At 58.3% G+C, this 15233-nt stretch carries 13 protein-coding genes and 1 other RNA gene; 6 read left to right on the top strand and 8 right to left on the bottom strand.

The genetic code is table 11. From position 1 onward, the window contains the following. Positions 1–63 precede the first annotated feature (63 nt). From EJA71_RS16990 to EJA71_RS16975, 4 genes are read left to right on the top strand one after another with little or no spacing between them, the layout of a single operon-like run. Positions 64–753 (top strand): ABC transporter permease, encoded by a 690-nt coding sequence (locus EJA71_RS16990; RefSeq protein WP_158958632.1) that lies wholly within the window; start codon positions 64–66, stop codon positions 751–753. Then, entirely contained in the window at positions 750–1748 is a 999-nt protein-coding gene (locus EJA71_RS16985) for an ABC transporter ATP-binding protein (RefSeq protein WP_158958630.1), read from the top strand. The genes EJA71_RS16990 and EJA71_RS16985 overlap by 4 nt, the downstream gene beginning before the upstream one ends. Before the next feature lie 14 nt (positions 1749–1762). Beyond that, a complete protein-coding gene (locus tag EJA71_RS16980) occupies positions 1763–2419 on the top strand; it encodes an ABC transporter permease (protein WP_256671766.1) in 657 nt (218 codons plus the stop codon). Positions 2420–2471: 52 nt separating this feature from the next. Continuing rightward, entirely contained in the window at positions 2472–3353 is an 882-nt protein-coding gene (locus EJA71_RS16975) for a glycine betaine ABC transporter substrate-binding protein (RefSeq protein WP_256671765.1), read from the top strand. A 212-nt stretch (positions 3354–3565) separates the two neighbouring features. On the opposite strand, the gene ssrA is transcribed toward EJA71_RS16975, so the two are convergent. The 7 genes from ssrA to EJA71_RS16940 form a co-directional block, all read right to left on the bottom strand. Further along, positions 3566–3954: a transfer-messenger RNA gene (ssrA, locus tag EJA71_RS16970) on the bottom strand. A 96-nt stretch (positions 3955–4050) separates the two neighbouring features. Then, positions 4051–4329, bottom strand: coding sequence for a hypothetical protein (locus EJA71_RS16965; RefSeq protein ID WP_158958624.1), 279 nt, complete (start codon positions 4327–4329; stop codon positions 4051–4053). 129 nt (positions 4330–4458) lie between these two features. After that, positions 4459–7269: an FAD-binding and (Fe-S)-binding domain-containing protein gene (locus EJA71_RS16960; protein ID WP_158958622.1), complete on the bottom strand. Its 2811-nt coding sequence runs from the start codon at positions 7267–7269 to the stop codon at positions 4459–4461. Then, the gene (locus EJA71_RS16955) at positions 7266–7937 is read right to left on the bottom strand and encodes a lactate utilization protein (RefSeq protein WP_158958619.1); all 672 of its coding nucleotides are present in this window, start codon (positions 7935–7937) and stop codon (positions 7266–7268) included. The genes EJA71_RS16960 and EJA71_RS16955 overlap by 4 nt, the downstream gene beginning before the upstream one ends. Continuing rightward, a complete protein-coding gene (locus EJA71_RS16950; RefSeq protein WP_158958617.1) occupies positions 7937–9391 on the bottom strand; it encodes a LutB/LldF family L-lactate oxidation iron-sulfur protein in 1455 nt (484 codons plus the stop codon). Before EJA71_RS16950 ends, EJA71_RS16955 begins: the two co-directional genes overlap by 1 nt. Next, on the bottom strand, positions 9388–10212 hold the full coding sequence (locus EJA71_RS16945) for a (Fe-S)-binding protein (protein WP_158958615.1): 825 nt from the start codon (positions 10210–10212) through the stop codon (positions 9388–9390). Before EJA71_RS16945 ends, EJA71_RS16950 begins: the two co-directional genes overlap by 4 nt. Positions 10213–10362: 150 nt before the next feature. Further along, positions 10363–12057, bottom strand: a complete 1695-nt coding sequence (locus tag EJA71_RS16940; protein WP_158958614.1) for a lactate permease LctP family transporter — start codon at positions 12055–12057, stop codon at positions 10363–10365. Positions 12058–12319: 262 nt separating this feature from the next. Between EJA71_RS16940 and EJA71_RS16935 the strand changes: the two genes are divergently transcribed. Then, positions 12320–13087 carry an FCD domain-containing protein gene (locus tag EJA71_RS16935; protein WP_158958613.1) on the top strand — a complete coding sequence of 256 codons (768 nt, stop codon included), beginning with the start codon at positions 12320–12322 and terminating at the stop codon, positions 13085–13087. 134 nt (positions 13088–13221) lie between these two features. Here EJA71_RS16935 and smpB read toward each other — a convergent pair whose 3' ends face one another. Next, positions 13222–13704: an SsrA-binding protein SmpB gene (gene smpB / locus EJA71_RS16930; RefSeq protein WP_008088297.1), complete on the bottom strand. Its 483-nt coding sequence runs from the start codon at positions 13702–13704 to the stop codon at positions 13222–13224. A 119-nt stretch (positions 13705–13823) separates the two neighbouring features. Between smpB and EJA71_RS16925 the strand changes: the two genes are divergently transcribed. Beyond that, on the top strand, positions 13824–15227 hold the full coding sequence (locus EJA71_RS16925) for a sodium-dependent transporter (protein ID WP_158958612.1): 1404 nt from the start codon (positions 13824–13826) through the stop codon (positions 15225–15227). Positions 15228–15233: the final 6 nt, after the last annotated feature.

Below are 15233 nucleotides of genomic sequence, written 5' to 3'. Positions count from 1 at the left end.
GGCGTTCAATTCCCGATGCACGACCGATAAAAATAACAATGACGTACAGAAGGCATCACCACCATGGAAACCTTGAGTTTCATTCTGGAAAACCGCGGGCTGATCAGTCTGCTACTCGGGCAGCACCTGCTCATCGTGGCGATAGCGGTGGGGCTGGCGATTGTGACCGGCGTGCCTGTCGGCATCGCAATCTCGCAGCACCCGAGAACGCGACGTTGGGTCCTGGCCTTCGCCGCAGTTCTGATGACGATTCCCTCCGCCGCGCTGTTCGGGTTGATGATTCCGGCCCTGTCACTGATCGGCTACGGGATCGGCGTGGTGCCGGCGGTCATTGCGCTGTTTCTCTATTCCCAACTGCCCATCATCCGCAACACCACCACGGCGATCTCCAACATCGATCCGGCTTTGCGTGAAGCTGCTATCGGAATGGGCATGTCGACGGGGCAACGACTACGCAAAGTCGAGCTACCGATTGCGGTCCCCCTGATCATGGCGGGCGTGAGGATGGCGACCGTCATCAACATCGGTATCGCGGCCATCGCAGCCTACATCGGCGCTGGCGGCCTGGGCAGCCTCATCATTCGCGGCATCGCGCAATCGGATACCCGTCAGCTGTTGGCCGGCGCAATCGTTATCAGTGTCATCGCCATCGCGGCTGATTATGCGTTGTACGGCTTGCAGCGCCTGCTGACGCCAAACGGGCTGGACAAGAACAAACTGGCCGCCGGCCGACTGAAGGAGACTACGACGTGATCCAGATCGAAAACCTGAACAAGCAATTCGGCGCTATCACGGCGGTAGAGAATGTTTCATTCAACGTTGATGAGGGACAAATCTGCGTACTGCTTGGGCCCTCAGGCTGTGGCAAAACCACGACTTTGAAAATGATCAACCGACTGATCGCGCCGACTTCCGGCACCATCAGAATCAATGGTCGCGACACGGCCGAACTGGACAGCGTCACGCTAAAACGCTCCATCGGTTATGTCATCCAGCAGGTCGGCCTGTTCCCGAACATGACCGTTGAGGAAAACATCTGCGTCGTGCCCAATCTGCTCGGATGGGACAAAAGCAAAAGCCGCAAGCGCGCCGCTGAGTTGCTGGAGGTGGTCGCGCTGGATCCGGCGAAATTCCTCAAGCGCTACCCGTGCGAGCTATCCGGAGGGCAACAGCAACGCATCGGCGTGGCCCGCGCATTGGCGGCGGATCCGCCTGTGATGCTGATGGACGAGCCCTTCGGCGCGATCGACCCGATCAACCGAGAGGTGATCCAGGACGAATTCATGCGCATCCAGCGTCTCGTCAACAAGACAGTGTTGTTTGTCAGTCACGACATCGACGAAGCGGTGAAGATGGCCGACTGCGTCGCCCTGTTCCACAACGGAAAAATCCAGCAATTTGGCAGCTCGGATGATTTGCTGGCCCGACCCAACAGCGAATTCGTGGCGAACTTCATGGGCGGCGACCGCATCATGAAACGCTTGCGCCTGCTGCGCGCTGCTGACGTCGTGAGCAAGATCGCGCCGCGCGAACACATGCAGGTCGTGGGTGGAAACAGCGGTCTCACTGCGCACTCGCACCTGATCGTCAAACCTGGAGATGACCTGCGCCAAGTGCTCTCGCAATTGCTGGGGCGCGGCCAGGACTGGGCGTTATGCAACGACAGCGACGGACGCTTTATTGGCTATGTCCACCAGGCCGACATCCTCGCGCGACTTGTTGAAAACATTACTCCGGCGGTGAACTGACGATGTCTGAGTCAATGATCAGATTTTGGCAAGGGCTGCAGTTTTACTGGGGTGACATCAGCTATCTGACGGTCCAGCACTTGCAGCTCGTGGCAGTCAGCGGGGTGTTGGCCCTGGCCATTGCGCTTCCGTTGGGTGTGTGGATGAGCCGTCCGGTGAACCAGCGTTATGCCATGGCCAGCATGCAGTTCCTTAACGTCGGGCAGGCGATTCCCAAACTCGCGCTGTTGGCCTTGGCCATGAGCTTCATCGGCGTCGGCAGCGGTGCGGCCATCATCGGATTGTTTGTCGCCACGCTGCTCCCGGTCGCGGTGAATACCTATGAAGGCTTGCGCGCGGTGCCGCAGCACTTGGTCGAAGCAGCCGAAGCCATGGGCATGACGCGACGGGAGACACTGTGGAAAGTAGAAATTCCGAATGCGCTGAACGTGATTTTTTCGGGCATCCGCACGGCACTCGCGATTAACGTGGGTACGGCGCCGCTGGCCTTTCTGGTCGGCGGTGGCGGGCTGGGCGAGTTGATCTTTACCGGGATCGATTTGAACGACTTCGGGATGATGCTGGCTGGCGCCGTGTCGACCGCACTCCTGGCCATTGCAGTCGATCTGGGCTGCGGCTTGATTCAACACATTGCAGTGTCGCGGGGCTTGAGGTTGGCCGGGCGCGGATAAATCTGAAGACTCGAACTAAATCAATAATATGAGGTGCATGATGATTTATCGAATGTTAGCCAGTCTGATCTTAAGCCTTGGCATTGTTTCAAGCGTTGTGGGCAGCGCTTTTGCTGACGGACCCATCGTGGTCGGCGGCAAGAAGTTTACCGAGCAGCAACTGGTTGCCGAGATGACCGCGCAACTTCTGCGCGCCAATGGCTACCGTGTCGATAAGCGCGCGGACCTCGGTTCGTCTGTATTGCGCGCGGCGCAAGAGAACGGCCAGGTCGATGTTTACTGGGAGTACACCGGCACTTCCCTGATTACTTACAACAAGATCACGGACAAACTCAGCGCTGACGAAACCTATAAGAAGATCAGCGAACTGGATGCGCAAAAAGGCATCACTTGGCTGAACCCTTCCAAGGCTAACAACACCTACGCACTTGCGATGCGCAAAGCCGAGGCCGAGAAGGATGGCATCGTCTCGATCAGCGATCTGGCAAAGAATATTGAAACGGGCAAATCTTATAAATTCGCATCGAATGCCGAGTTCTTTTCCCGGCCAGATGGCCTGCGTCCTCTTCAAGAGGCGTACAAGTTCGAGTTCGAGCGCAAGAATATCGTCCGCATGGATGGTGGTCTGACCTACCAGGCGCTCAGAGATGGTCAGGTCGATCTGGCATTGGTCCTCTCGACCGATGGACGGATTCCCGCCTTCGGTTTCGTGGTGCTGGAGGACGACAAAGGCTTCTTCCCCAGTTACGCGTTGACTCCTGTCATTCGCACTGAAGTCTTGAAAGCAAATTCGAAGATAGGCGAGTTGCTTAACACCCTCTCTTCCAAGCTGGACGACGAGACCATCGCGGGCCTCAACTCTCGAGTTGATGTCGGCCGTGAATCTATCGAGAACGTGTCCAAGGCGTTTCTGCAACAAAGCAGTTTGCTGTAGTAGCGCTGCGGTGGCGTGCCGACGGCGATGAATGCGCCTTGGCGAATCGCTCATGACGGTAATTCACATTCAGGTCACAGCAGACGTGCACCCGAGCGGTATGACGCCAGTGGTGGGAGCCGTTTTTCCAATGGGGCTGGTACGCTGGAATCTGCAGTTGACTGAATTTCAAGCATAAAAAAAGACGTCCTGGGACGTCTTTTTTTATGAGTTGGTGGAGCCGGGGGGATTTGAACCCCCGTCCGCCAGTACTCCGCTGTCGGTACTACATGCGTAGCCGTTTCTATTAAGTTAACCCTCAGCGACCCGAAGGGCAGGGTGCTTTGGGCGAGTTGTGTAAGTTTTAGCCGCTTCGTCCACAACGTACTGCACGGCGATTCTGTTCTATATGACAATCATTTTGGGTTTACAGACATCCCCTGATGATTGCTGGACCCGAAGGTACCAGGAGCATTGTCAGCTGCAATTAAGCAGCGAGAGCAACACCGTATTGGTCGTCATTGGCAACTATAAGTAGTTGCAACAGTGGATTTACGACTTCTGTTACCAAGTCGGCATGCACCTAAAGTTTCGCAACCGGCGTCGAATCCTAAACGGCCCCGAACTCATTGCTCAGTACATCTGTTTGAGCAACAAGCCTGCGCAGTGTACGCCAATCAGTCCCCAAGGCCAACCCGAAGGTTGGCCAGGGTGGTGATCAGTTGTTGGTGCCGGTGGCTTTGCGCAGTTCCACGATGGTTTGCGATGTTTCCGCAACGCAATCGTCGATTTTGCCTTGGGCCTTCAGCGCCTTGGCTTTGGCGACACTGGTTTCAGCGCGCTGACTCAGTTCTGGATTCGCTGACAGCTGCGCCTTGCCATTATCAATAGTCTGAATATTTGCATCGCACAGGTCGGCAGGCTTGTCTGCGGCGAACGAAGTGGAAGCCATCATCGAGGCGGTAACGAACAGACCTAGCAGTACAGAACGTTTCATGTGCATCTCCTTGAATCGAGTGGTCCAGACTTCGCTGGCCGTCAGGACGGGCAACCGAATGGAAGAAAAACCCCGATCGGTCGGGGTTATTCTGTGGACTACAGTCGCGCGCAAGGGTTCTATTTTTCTTCAACAGGCCTTCGCCCGGGTCACCCGATCCACCAGATAAACCAGCCCGTGGTAGTCGATTCCGCCATGTTGCGTCAGACCGATCTCGCAGGTACGGCTGGTGGAAATCCCCTCGCTGCAATGCTGCACCGCGTCCTTGAGCGTGCGCAGCGAATGGCTGTTCAGCTCTGGTGTGGTGAAGCCTTTATCGCCAGCAAACCCACAGCAATGTATGCCTTCCGGGATCACCACGGTTTTGCTGCACTTGCGCGCCAGATCGATCAGCGCCTGGCTTTCGCCCAAGTGTTGTGTACTGCAGGTCACGTGCACGGCGATTGGTGCGTCTTGCGGGGTGAACTCCAAGCGATCAAGAAGATGCGTACGGATGAAGCGCACCGGGTCGTACAGATCCAGACGGGTTTCTCCTACGTCCTGCACCAATCGCAATGTGCATGGACTGGTGTCGCAATAGATCGGATCGAGACCGCCGCGACTGGCCTGCAGTAGCGCGCTGATCAACTCCTGACGCTTGTGTTCAGCCTGCTCTGCATAGCCCTTGGAGGCGAAAGGCTGACCGCAGCAGAGATTGTCCTGATTGTCCGGGAAGACCACTTGGTAACCGGCCTTTTCCAGTAACCCACGGGTTTTGTCGTACAGCGACATCTGCTCTTTATCGCCCGCCGCCGGGCCCATGACCCGCGACACGCACGCAGCCAGATACACCACGCGCGGGCGTTCGTCCGAAACGCTGGGGCTGAAGCGAATGGCTTTCTCCGGTTGCGGCATCGCATTGGTCCACAGCGGCACTTGGCCTTTGGACAGGCGCGTAATTGTTGCCGAAAGTTTCGCCAGACGCGGTGCGCCGAGCATCATTCGCGCACCGTTGGCCACGTGCAGAGTGAAGCGTGCGCCTTGCAGGGTTTTGGCGAAATTTCCTTCGATCCAGTCAGCGGTTTTCTGATGCGTTGCGTGTCGGCCACGCAGCTTTTTCACCAGCTCGCCGGTGTTGATGCCTACAGGGCAGCGCTGTGCGCACAGACCGGTGGCAGCGCAGGTTTCGATGCCTTGGTACTCGTAGGCTTTTTCCAGTTCCGTGGTGTCGACGCCGGCGCGCTTCTTCGCCTGAATGTCGCGCCAGATCACGATGCGCTGGCGCGGACTCAGGGTCAGGCCCTTCGACGGGCAGACCGGTTCGCAGAAGCCGCACTCGATGCACTTATCCACAATCTCATCGGCTGCGGGCAGTGGTTTCAGATGCTTGAGATGAATCTGCGGATCCTCGCTGAGCACCACGTCCGGGTTGAGAATGGCGTTGGGGTCGAGCAGACGTTTGAGCTGCCACATCAGTTGATAGGCGTCGCTACCCCATTCCAGTTCGACGAACGGCGCCATGTTGCGCCCGGTGCCGTGCTCAGCCTTCAACGAACCGCCGAATTCCACAGCGACCAATTGCGCGACGTCGTCCATGAACGCTTGATAGCGTGCGACTTCTTCCGGGTTGTTGAAGCCTTGGGTGAAGACGAAGTGCAGATTGCCTTCCAATGCGTGTCCGAAAAGGATCGCCTCATCGTAGGAATGTTTGTCGAACAACTCGATCAAGCGGTTCACGCCGATGGCCAGTTGTTCGACGGGGAAAGTCACGTCTTCGATGATCACCGTAGTGCCGGTTTTGCGCACGGCGCCGACGGCGGGGAACGTGTCCTTGCGGATCGCCCAGAGCTTGGCGTTCTCGGCAGGGTCTTCGGTGAAATCGACCTGCTTCTCCACCGGGAAGCCGCTGAGCGAGGCCATGATCTGCGCCAGTTGTGCCTGCAACAAACTGGAAGATGCGGCGCGGGATTCGATCAGCAGCGCGCAGGCATTGTTCGACAGTTGTTGTACGAAAGCGGGCATGCCCGGTTTGTTCTGCACCGAGCGCAGACTGCGCCGGTCCAACAGTTCTACGGCGGAAACCGGTTGGCTTTTCAGTACCGTGACCGCATTGCAGCAGGTTTCCACATCCGGGAACACGATCAGCGCCGAGGCTTTGTTCGGGTGATCGATGACGGTGTCATAAGTCACCGCACTGATGAATCCGAGGGTGCCTTCGGAGCCGACCAGCAAGTGGCTCAAGATGTCCACAGGCTCATCGAAATCCACCAGGGCGTTCAGTGACAAACCGGTGGTATTTTTCAGACGATATTTGTGGCGAATTCGTGCAGCCAATTCGGCGTTGGCGCGGGTTTCGCGGCCCAATGTCGCCAGGCGTTCGAGCAGCTCGCCGTGGCTGGCGCGAAATGCCGCAACACTGGCAGCGTCTTCGGTATCCAGACGTGTGCCATCGGCCAGCACCAAGCGAATTCCGGCCAGCGTGTGATAGGTATTTTGCGCGGTGCCGCAGCACATGCCGCTGGCGTTGTTAGCGACGATGCCGCCGATTTTGCAGGCGTTGATCGACGCCGGATCCGGGCCGATCTTGCGTCCGAACGGTGCCAGCCACGCATTGGCTTGCGCGCCGATCACGCCCGGTTGCAGGCGAATCTGCGTGCCTTGGCCACGAATCTCGCGGGCGTTCCAGTTATCCCCTAGCACAATCAAAACGGAATCGCTGATCGCTTGCCCGGACAGACTGGTGCCTGCCGCACGAAAGGTCACCGGGACGTTGTCGCGCTGGGCCAGTTTCAACAGAGCCACGACTTCATCTTCAGATTCAACACGGATTACCAACTGAGGAATCAGCCGATAAAAACTCGCATCCGTGCCGAAGGCCAGAGTCGACAAGGGATCGTCGAAGCGGCGGTCCGCTGGAATCAGTTGTTGCGCATCACGCAGGAAATTCACTGGAAGCGTCATTGGTCCTCCAGAATCAGAACCACCAGGTCCTTCGGGCCGTGGGCGCCGTAAGCCAGTACCTGCTCGATGTCAGCGGTTTTCGACGGGCCGGACACCAGCAGCGCGTTGGTCGGCATGCCTTGCGCCCATTCGAATTCCTGTTGCACCTGATAGAAGTTGTCGCGGATTTCACTGGCGTTCAGCAGGGCGAAATGCACCGGCGGCACCAGGCTCATCAACCGTGGTTCCTCTCGGGTTGGCCACATGATCAGGCTGCCAGTGGCGGCGATCGCGCCGAGCGTGCCGGTAAGGCTGGCGGGCGTGTCGTTGAACAACTCGGCTTTCCATTCTTCCATCGGCCGATCGTAGGATTTCAGCGTCGGCAGGTCGGGATTGTTCGCCCAGTGCTGTGTGATTTTCTGCCCGTGGGCTGTCGTCGGTGCGATCAACAGACTCGGCAACTGGCGGTCGCGCAGCAATTGCGCGAGCAACGCCGGCCATTCTCCGGCCGAAGTCAGGTGAATTTCGGTGTGCACCGCTTCCATCAGTTTGCGCAGTTGCGGGATGCGTTGTTCGGCGCTGTAGGTGTAAGGCTGCGTCACCAGATCGACATCGAAGTTGTCGGCAATCGGTGTGGTGCCGGTCAGACTTTTCCGCAGTTTGCCGAGGATATTTTGCTTGGCGCTCATCAGCGGTCTCCCTGTTTGGCCAGATGCTCGCGGGCCATGTCGTGCAGTGAGCGAGCGGCGGGTTTCGGCGCGCTGTGGTTTTGAGTCCACGGGCCGACGTTGCTTGGCGTCAGGGCGCGCAGGCGCGTGGCGAAGAAACCGAACAATCGATACAAGGTTGGCGAGCTGTTGAGCTTGGCCCAGGCGTTCCAGATGAAGCGCTCCTTGCGCGAATACTTGCTGCCCTGACCGCGCATCACTTGATTCGGGCTGTCAGGGGCTTTGACGTTTTCTTCGCGCAGGCGCCGGAGGATCGCCGGGATCGGAATTTTTACCGGACAAACTTCACCGCACGCGCCGCACAGCGATGACGCGCTCGGGTGATCCGGAACCTTGGCCAGGCCAACCATGTGCGGCGTGATGATTTTGCCGATCGGCCCTGGATACACCTCGCCATACGTGTGGCCACCGACGCGGGTGTACACCGGGCAATGATTCATGCAGGCGCCGCAGCGAATGCAATTCAGGGTCTGGCGCAATTCGCTGTCGGCGAAAGCCTGGCTGCGACCGTTGTCGAGCAGCACCAGATGCACTTCCTGCGGGCCGTCGAGTTCATGCGCCTTGCGCGGGCCGGAGATCATGTTGACGTACGTGGTGATCGGAATGCCCAGCGCCGAGCGCGTCAGCAGTGACAGCAGCGGCACGACGTCACGCAGATTTTCCACCACCTTTTCGATGCCGGTGACGGCGATGTGCACTGGCGGCACGGTGGTGGTCATGCGGCCGTTGCCTTCGTTTTCCACCAGCAGCAGGGTGCCGGTTTCGGCCACGGCGAAGTTGACGCCGGAGACGCCGATGTCCGCTTCGAAAAATTTCTGCCGCAAGACTTTGCGACCGATCTGAATGAGTTGGTCAACGTCCTTGGTGTATTCCACGCCAAGTTTGTCGTGGAACAAGGACGCGACCTGACCGGCATTCTTGTGGATCGCCGGCATAATGATGTGTGAAGGCTTCTCGTGGTCGAGCTGGACGATGTATTCCCCCATATCGGACTCCAGACATTCAATGTCCCGAGCCTCGAGGAAATGGTTCATCTCCATCTCTTCGCTGACCATCGATTTGCCCTTGATCACTTGCCGCGCCTCGTGAGCGCGGATGATCGATAGGACGATGCCATTGGCCTCGTCCACCGTTTCCGCCCAGTGCACTGTCACACCGTTGCGGGTCAGGTTTGTTTCCAGTTGCTCGAGCAGGTCGGGCAACTTGGACAGCGCGCGGGCCTTGATCGAATTGCCCAGTGCGCGCAAGTGCTCTCTTTCATGGGGATCACTGAAAGCGGCTGCCCGCTTGACCATCAGTGAATCCATGGCAGTTCGGAAGTTGTTCCGCAGCTGCTGATCACCCAGAGCATTGTGTGCCCGGGTGCGGAAATCTTCTTCTACGGCAACCGTAGGAATAATCGCGGAAGTGCTCATTGCGCACCTCTGGTTCGTTGCCACAGAAAGCTGGCGAGATGTTGCCCGCGCAGCGTTTCTTTTTGTTTCTCCAATGCGCCGTTGATGTTCATCAAACAGCCACAGTCGGCACTCAAGACCTTACGCGCGCCGGAATCCTTCAACGACTTGGTCTTGTCAGCCACCATCGCGCCGGAAATGTCTGGCATACGGACGCTGAATGTCCCACCGAAGCCACAGCATTCGCTTTCGTGGTCGTGGTTGACCCGTTCCACGTTGCTCAACTGCGCCAATAACTCGCGGCCGTGCAGGTGGGTGTTCATTTCGCGGCGTGCCGAACACGAAGTGTGCAGCGCGACTTTGACCGGCTCGCCGCTGTCCTTGAGCTGCACCTTGCAGACGAACAGCAGAAACTCAGCCAGTTCATAGGTACGAGCCGCGAGGGCCTGAACCTGTTTCAACGTGTCCGGCTCGTCCTTGAACAAGTCGGCGTAATGCTCGCGGAGCATGCCGGCGCAGGAACCTGAAGGCACCACCACCGGATAATCTCCGGCAAACAGCGCCAGTTGCGAGCGCGCCACGGTCCGCGCCTGCTCGGTGTAACCCGAGGTGTAGGCGGGTTGGCCGCAGCAACTTTGCCCTTGCGGGTACTCGACCCGGATGCCTTCGCGTTCCAGCAAGTGGATCGCGTCCATCCCGGCTTCGGGGTAGAACAGGTCGACCACGCACGTGCCGAATAGATAAACCCGCGACGGTTTCTCGCTGGGATATTGCCGAGGTTCGGGCAGTGGCGGTGCCACGCGGGTCGCGTTCGGCACAGCGTTATAAAAAAGCTCGCTCATCAGGCGTGTCTCCGGGTGGGCCCGGTTATCCGTCTGTGGCGGCTGCTGAATATAAAGAGCGTTGCTTTCAGCAGCCTTACAGACCGGGTTGTGAATTGCTGACGCCGGCATCACGAACCGGCGTCGGTTTTTTCTCTATTTCTTATCGGTTTAGTGCACCAGCATGCCGGTGAACCAATAGGCCTGAGCCAAGGTGATCAAGCCGACAATCGTTGCAAAGAATAGGCTGTGCTTGAGGGTGAAGCGGAACAGATCCGATTCCTTGCCCACCAATCCGGTCGCTGCGCAGGCCACGGCGATCGATTGTGGCGAGATCATTTTGCCGGTCACGCCGCCACTGGTATTGGCCGCAACCAGAAGAGTGTCGTTGACGCCGATCTGGTGCGCAGTGGTGGCCTGCAGCGAACTGAACAACGCGTTGGACGAAGTATCCGAGCCGGTCAGGAACACGCCGAGCCAGCCAAGGAATGGCGAGAAGAACGGGAATGCAGCACCCGTACCGGCCAGCACCAGAGCCATGGTCGAAGACATGCCCGAGTAGTTGGTAACGAAGGCAAAGGCCAGCACCATGCCGATCGACAGGATTGGCCAGCGCAGTTCGTAGAAGGTCTCTTTCAAAGTGGTCAGACCAGTTTTGAAATCGATCTTCAAGACCAGCATTGAGATTAGCGCGGAGAAGAAAATCGCCGTGCCGGTCGCGGAAATCGGATCAAGTTTGAACACGGCAGGGATCGCAGTCGGAGCGGCCACGATGGGCGCGGTTTTGATCACCAGTTGATCAAGGTGCGGAATCGCGAAGTTGAACACCCAGCTGTACATCGAACCGCCAGCGGCGAACATCGCTTTGAAAGGCTTCAGCGTCCAGATGGTCACCAGCACGGTGAGGATCAGGAATGGCGACCAGGCTTTGAAAATTTCCCCGAGGCTGTAGGGCGATGCCTCGGTGGTGCGTTTTTGACCGAAACCGCCGACGCTGGCGGTCACCACCGAAGCAGAAACGGCACCGGCGATGTGTTGGCCGGCAGCGCGTTTTGGCTGCCAGACTTTCAGGAACAGGGTCAGCGAGATCAGGCTGGCCAGCGCCGAGGTGATGTCCGGCAGTTCCGGGCCGATGAAGTTCGAGGTGAAGTATTGAGTGACGGCGAAACTCAGACCTGCGACCAGCGCCGCCGGCCAGGTTTCGCGAACGCCGCGCAGGCCGTCCATCATGAACACCAGCCAGAACGGCACGAACAGCGACAGCAGCGGCAGTTGGCGGCCGGTCATGGCGCCGATCTTGAACGCATCGATCCCGGTGACTTGGCCGGCAACGATGATCGGAATCCCCAATGCACCGAAGGCCACCGGCGCGGTGTTGGCAATCAGGCACAGGCCAGCGGCGTACAGCGGATTGAAGCCCAGTCCTACAAGGAGTGCGGCGGTAATCGCTACGGGTGCGCCGAAACCGGCGGCACCTTCCAAAAACGCACCGAAGCAGAAGCCGATCAGCAGCACTTGCAGGCGCTGGTCGTCAGTGATCGATAACACCGAACTGCGGATGACCTCGAACTGACCACTTTTGACCGTCAGTTTGTAGAGGAATACCGCCGCAACAATGATCCAGGCAATCGGCCACAGACCGTAGGCGAAGCCATACCCGGCGGCGGCGAAAGCCATGTCGACCGGCATCTGAAACGCGAAAATCGCCACGGCAATCGACAGGGCGAGGGTGATGCTGCCGGCCACATGGCCTTTGAGGCGGAACACCGCCAGCGCGAGGAAAAAGAACACGATGGGAATGACGGCCGCGAGCGCGGACACGCCGAGACTGCCGAGCGGGCTGTAGAGCTGTTGCCAGGTTTGCATATGGGGTGGCCCCTAATTGTTGTTGGTCAGGCACTGTCAGCGTTCTTGGGTAATTGGTAATACCAATTTACAATCGCTGTTGGCTAGGGTAAAAGCCTTGGTATCGGTGTGTCAATTTGCCGCGCTAAAACTTTTGTCGAACAAGCGGTGCAGATGGCAACTGATCCGGTTTCGGCGGGTGGCGTGTGGTAGGTGTCGGCAAGGCGCCGATAGGCCAGAATAGAGAGCCCGGCGAGCCGTCGGGATCGTGGAGAAGTGAGTTATGGGGTTTGATCAGATTCGGCAGCGCCGTTTGTCTGACGATATTGTCGAGCGCCTTGAGGGGATGATCCTTGAGGGCACGCTGAAGTCCGGTGAGCGGCTGCCGGCGGAGCGCACGTTGGCCGAACAATTTGGCGTATCACGGCCGTCGCTGCGTGAAGCGATTCAGAAACTGGCGGCGAAAGGCCTGCTGGTCAGCCGGCAGGGCGGCGGCAATTATGTGGTCGAGAGCCTGGGCTCAACGTTCAGCGATCCGCTGCTGCACTTGCTCGAAAGCAACCCCGAGGCACAGCGTGATTTGCTCGAGTTTCGGCACACTCTGGAGGCATCGTGCGCCTATTACGCAGCATTGCGCGCGACTGATGTCGATCGTGAGCGGCTGACCGCAGCGTTCGAAGAGTTGCAGGACTGCTACTCGCGTCACGATGAAGTCAGTCGAGCAGAAGAGGGCGCGGCGGATGCGAAATTCCACTTGGCGATTGCCGAGGCCAGCCACAACGCGGTGTTGCTGCACACCATTCGCGGGTTGTTCGATCTGCTCAAACGCAATGTCGTGACCAACATCGGCGGCATGTACAAGCAGCGCACGGAGACTCGCGACATGCTGATCACTCAGCATCGGGAATTGTATCTGGCGATTATCGAAGGGCGGGCGGAGCAGGCCCGGGAAGTCTCCAGCCGACATATCTTGTATGTGCAGGAAGTGCTGGAAGAGGTGCGGCAGGAGGTTCAGCGCATGGCTCGGGCGGAGCGGCGCAAGGGCATGTGATTTTTTTAAAGCAAAAGATCGTCCGATCGCGGCCCGAGCCTGCGGCAGCTCCTACAGGGAAATGCGAATTCCTGTGTAGGAGCTGCCGAAGGCTCGGGCCGCGATCGGACGATCTTTGCTTTCAAAGGGGAAGACTAGTCTTCCTTGCCCTTGTTACGCACAGCGCGCTGCAGCTCACGTCCGGCATCGCGTTCGCGTTCGGTGTCACGCTTGTCGTATTCCTTCTTGCCCTTGCCCAGAGCAATCTCGCACTTGACCATGTGCTTGCTCCAGTACCAGGACAGGCAGACGCAGGCGTAACCCTTTTGCTGCACCATCGCTGCAAGCTTTTCCAGCTCGCGGCGGTTGAGCAGCAACTTGCGCGTACGCACCGGGTCAGCGATGACGTGGGTGCTTGCGGTCATCAGAGGCGTGATGTGGCTGCCGAGCAACCACGCTTCGCCATCCTTGAGCAGGACATAGCTGTCGACCAGCTGTAGCTTGCTTGCCCGCAGACTTTTTACTTCCCAGCCGGCCAGGACCAGACCAGCCTCGAACTTGTGCTCGATGAAGTAATCGTGTCGCGCCTTTTTGTTCTGCGCGATGGTCCCTGTTGGGTGTTTCTTCTGTTTAGCCATAGGGGCGGCATTATATGGAGATAAACGGCTGTCGGCTACGGTGATGCTGCGTGCTTGAGCAGGTTGAGTGAATCCCGGACAATGCGGCCTCTTTTTCTAACGCTTGGGCGTGATAAACGATGTCGACAGACAAGGTTTCTGTCCACGGCAGTTGGGCTAGCCGCTGGGTATTCATACTCGCCGCGACCGGTTCGGCCGTGGGACTGGGTAGTATCTGGAAGTTCCCCTACATGGTCGGGGTCTACGGCGGCGGCGCCTTTGTGCTGATGTTTCTGGCGTGCATCGCGCTGATCGGCATCCCGGTCATGCTCGCTGAAACCCTGATCGGCCGGCGCGCCCGGCAGAGTCCGGCGAACGCCTTGAAGGTGCTGGCGCTGGAAGCCGGGCACTCGGGCAAATGGTCGTGGGGGGCATTTGCCGGGATGATCACGGCATTGTTGATCCTGTCTTTCTATAGCGTGGTCGGCGGCTGGTCGCTGGACTACATCGTCGACATGGGGCGCGGCGACTTCCAGGGCGCCACGGCTGATCAGGTCGGTGCCTATTTCGGCAATGTCATCTCCAATCCATGGCGTCTGACACTTTGGCACACGATTTTTATGCTGTTGTCGGCCTTCGTCATCGCCAAAGGCGTGGTCGCGGGGCTTGAGCGCAGTCTGCGCATCATGATGCCGCTGCTGTTCGTGATGATTCTGGTGTTGCTGGGTTACAGCATGACCACCGGGCATTTCATGGAAGGCGTGCATTTCATGTTCGACTTCCATCCGGAGAAAGTCCTCGACGGCTTGCTGCCAGCGATGGGGCACGCGTTCTTCTCGCTGAGCGTGGGTGTCGGCTCGATCATGATCTACGGCGCTTACATGCCGAAGAGCTCGTCGTTGTCGGGCACAGTTGTCGGCGTGGCGCTGCTCGATACCTTTGTTTCGCTGATTGCCGGTCTGGCCTTGTTCCCGATTGTGTTTGCCGGAGGCTTGAACCCTAGCGAGGGGCCGGGCCTGATGTTCGTCAGTCTGCCATTTGCCTTTGGTAACGTGGCTTTCGGTCAGTTGATGGGCGTGGTGTTCTTTGTGCTGGTGGCGATTGCCGCCTGGAGTTCGGCGATTTCCTTGCTGGAACCGATGGTTGCCTATCTGGTTGAACGCACTAAAGTCAGCCGCGCTTGGGTGACTTTCTGGCTTGCTTTCACTTGCTGGTTCGTCGGTCTGGGCACGGTGTTCTCCTTCAATATCTGGAAGGAAGCCAAATTTTTCGTGAACGAAGGCGGGGTGTTCCAGCTCTACCAGTGGGGAGCGAAGAGCGGTCTGGACTTCTTTGGCGTGATCGATTTCTTCACTTCGCGGATCATGTTGCCGCTCGGTGGCCTGTGTTTCGTGCTGTTCGCCGGCTGGGTGATGGGGCGAGATGCGGTGCGCGAGGAGTTGTCGATCCGCAACCCGGCACTGTTTGCCCTGTCTTTGTTCTTGATGCGCTACGTGGCGCCCATCGGCATTCTTGTAGTGTTTGCCGCTCAGCTCTGGAAGTAACGCTCA

Source organism: Pseudomonas sp. PB106 (genome assembly GCF_009764645.1).
In the GTDB taxonomy this organism is placed as follows: Bacteria; Pseudomonadota; Gammaproteobacteria; order Pseudomonadales; family Pseudomonadaceae; genus Aquipseudomonas.
Note: the sequence above shows the minus strand (reverse complement) of the source record. Positions and strands in the feature narration are given on the sequence as shown.

What these genes read in the sequence shown, in the direction of transcription:
- EJA71_RS16990 (WP_158958632.1), top strand. Translation starts at nt 64, where the DNA reads ATGGAAACCTTGAGTTTCATTCTGGAAAACCGCGGGCTGATCAGTCTG.
- EJA71_RS16965 (WP_158958624.1), bottom strand. Translation starts at nt 4,329, where the DNA reads ATGAAACGTTCTGTACTGCTAGGTCTGTTCGTTACCGCCTCGATGATG.
- EJA71_RS16935 (WP_158958613.1), top strand. Translation starts at nt 12,320, where the DNA reads ATGGGGTTTGATCAGATTCGGCAGCGCCGTTTGTCTGACGATATTGTC.
- EJA71_RS16975 (WP_256671765.1), top strand. Translation starts at nt 2,472, where the DNA reads ATGTTAGCCAGTCTGATCTTAAGCCTTGGCATTGTTTCAAGCGTTGTG.
- EJA71_RS16925 (WP_158958612.1), top strand. Translation starts at nt 13,824, where the DNA reads ATGTCGACAGACAAGGTTTCTGTCCACGGCAGTTGGGCTAGCCGCTGG.
- EJA71_RS16950 (WP_158958617.1), bottom strand. Translation starts at nt 9,391, where the DNA reads ATGAGCACTTCCGCGATTATTCCTACGGTTGCCGTAGAAGAAGATTTC.
- EJA71_RS16955 (WP_158958619.1), bottom strand. Translation starts at nt 7,937, where the DNA reads ATGAGCGCCAAGCAAAATATCCTCGGCAAACTGCGGAAAAGTCTGACC.
- EJA71_RS16945 (WP_158958615.1), bottom strand. Translation starts at nt 10,212, where the DNA reads ATGAGCGAGCTTTTTTATAACGCTGTGCCGAACGCGACCCGCGTGGCA.
- EJA71_RS16960 (WP_158958622.1), bottom strand. Translation starts at nt 7,269, where the DNA reads ATGACGCTTCCAGTGAATTTCCTGCGTGATGCGCAACAACTGATTCCA.
- EJA71_RS16980 (WP_256671766.1), top strand. Translation starts at nt 1,763, where the DNA reads ATGATCAGATTTTGGCAAGGGCTGCAGTTTTACTGGGGTGACATCAGC.
- EJA71_RS16940 (WP_158958614.1), bottom strand. Translation starts at nt 12,057, where the DNA reads ATGCAAACCTGGCAACAGCTCTACAGCCCGCTCGGCAGTCTCGGCGTG.
- smpB (WP_008088297.1), bottom strand. Translation starts at nt 13,704, where the DNA reads ATGGCTAAACAGAAGAAACACCCAACAGGGACCATCGCGCAGAACAAA.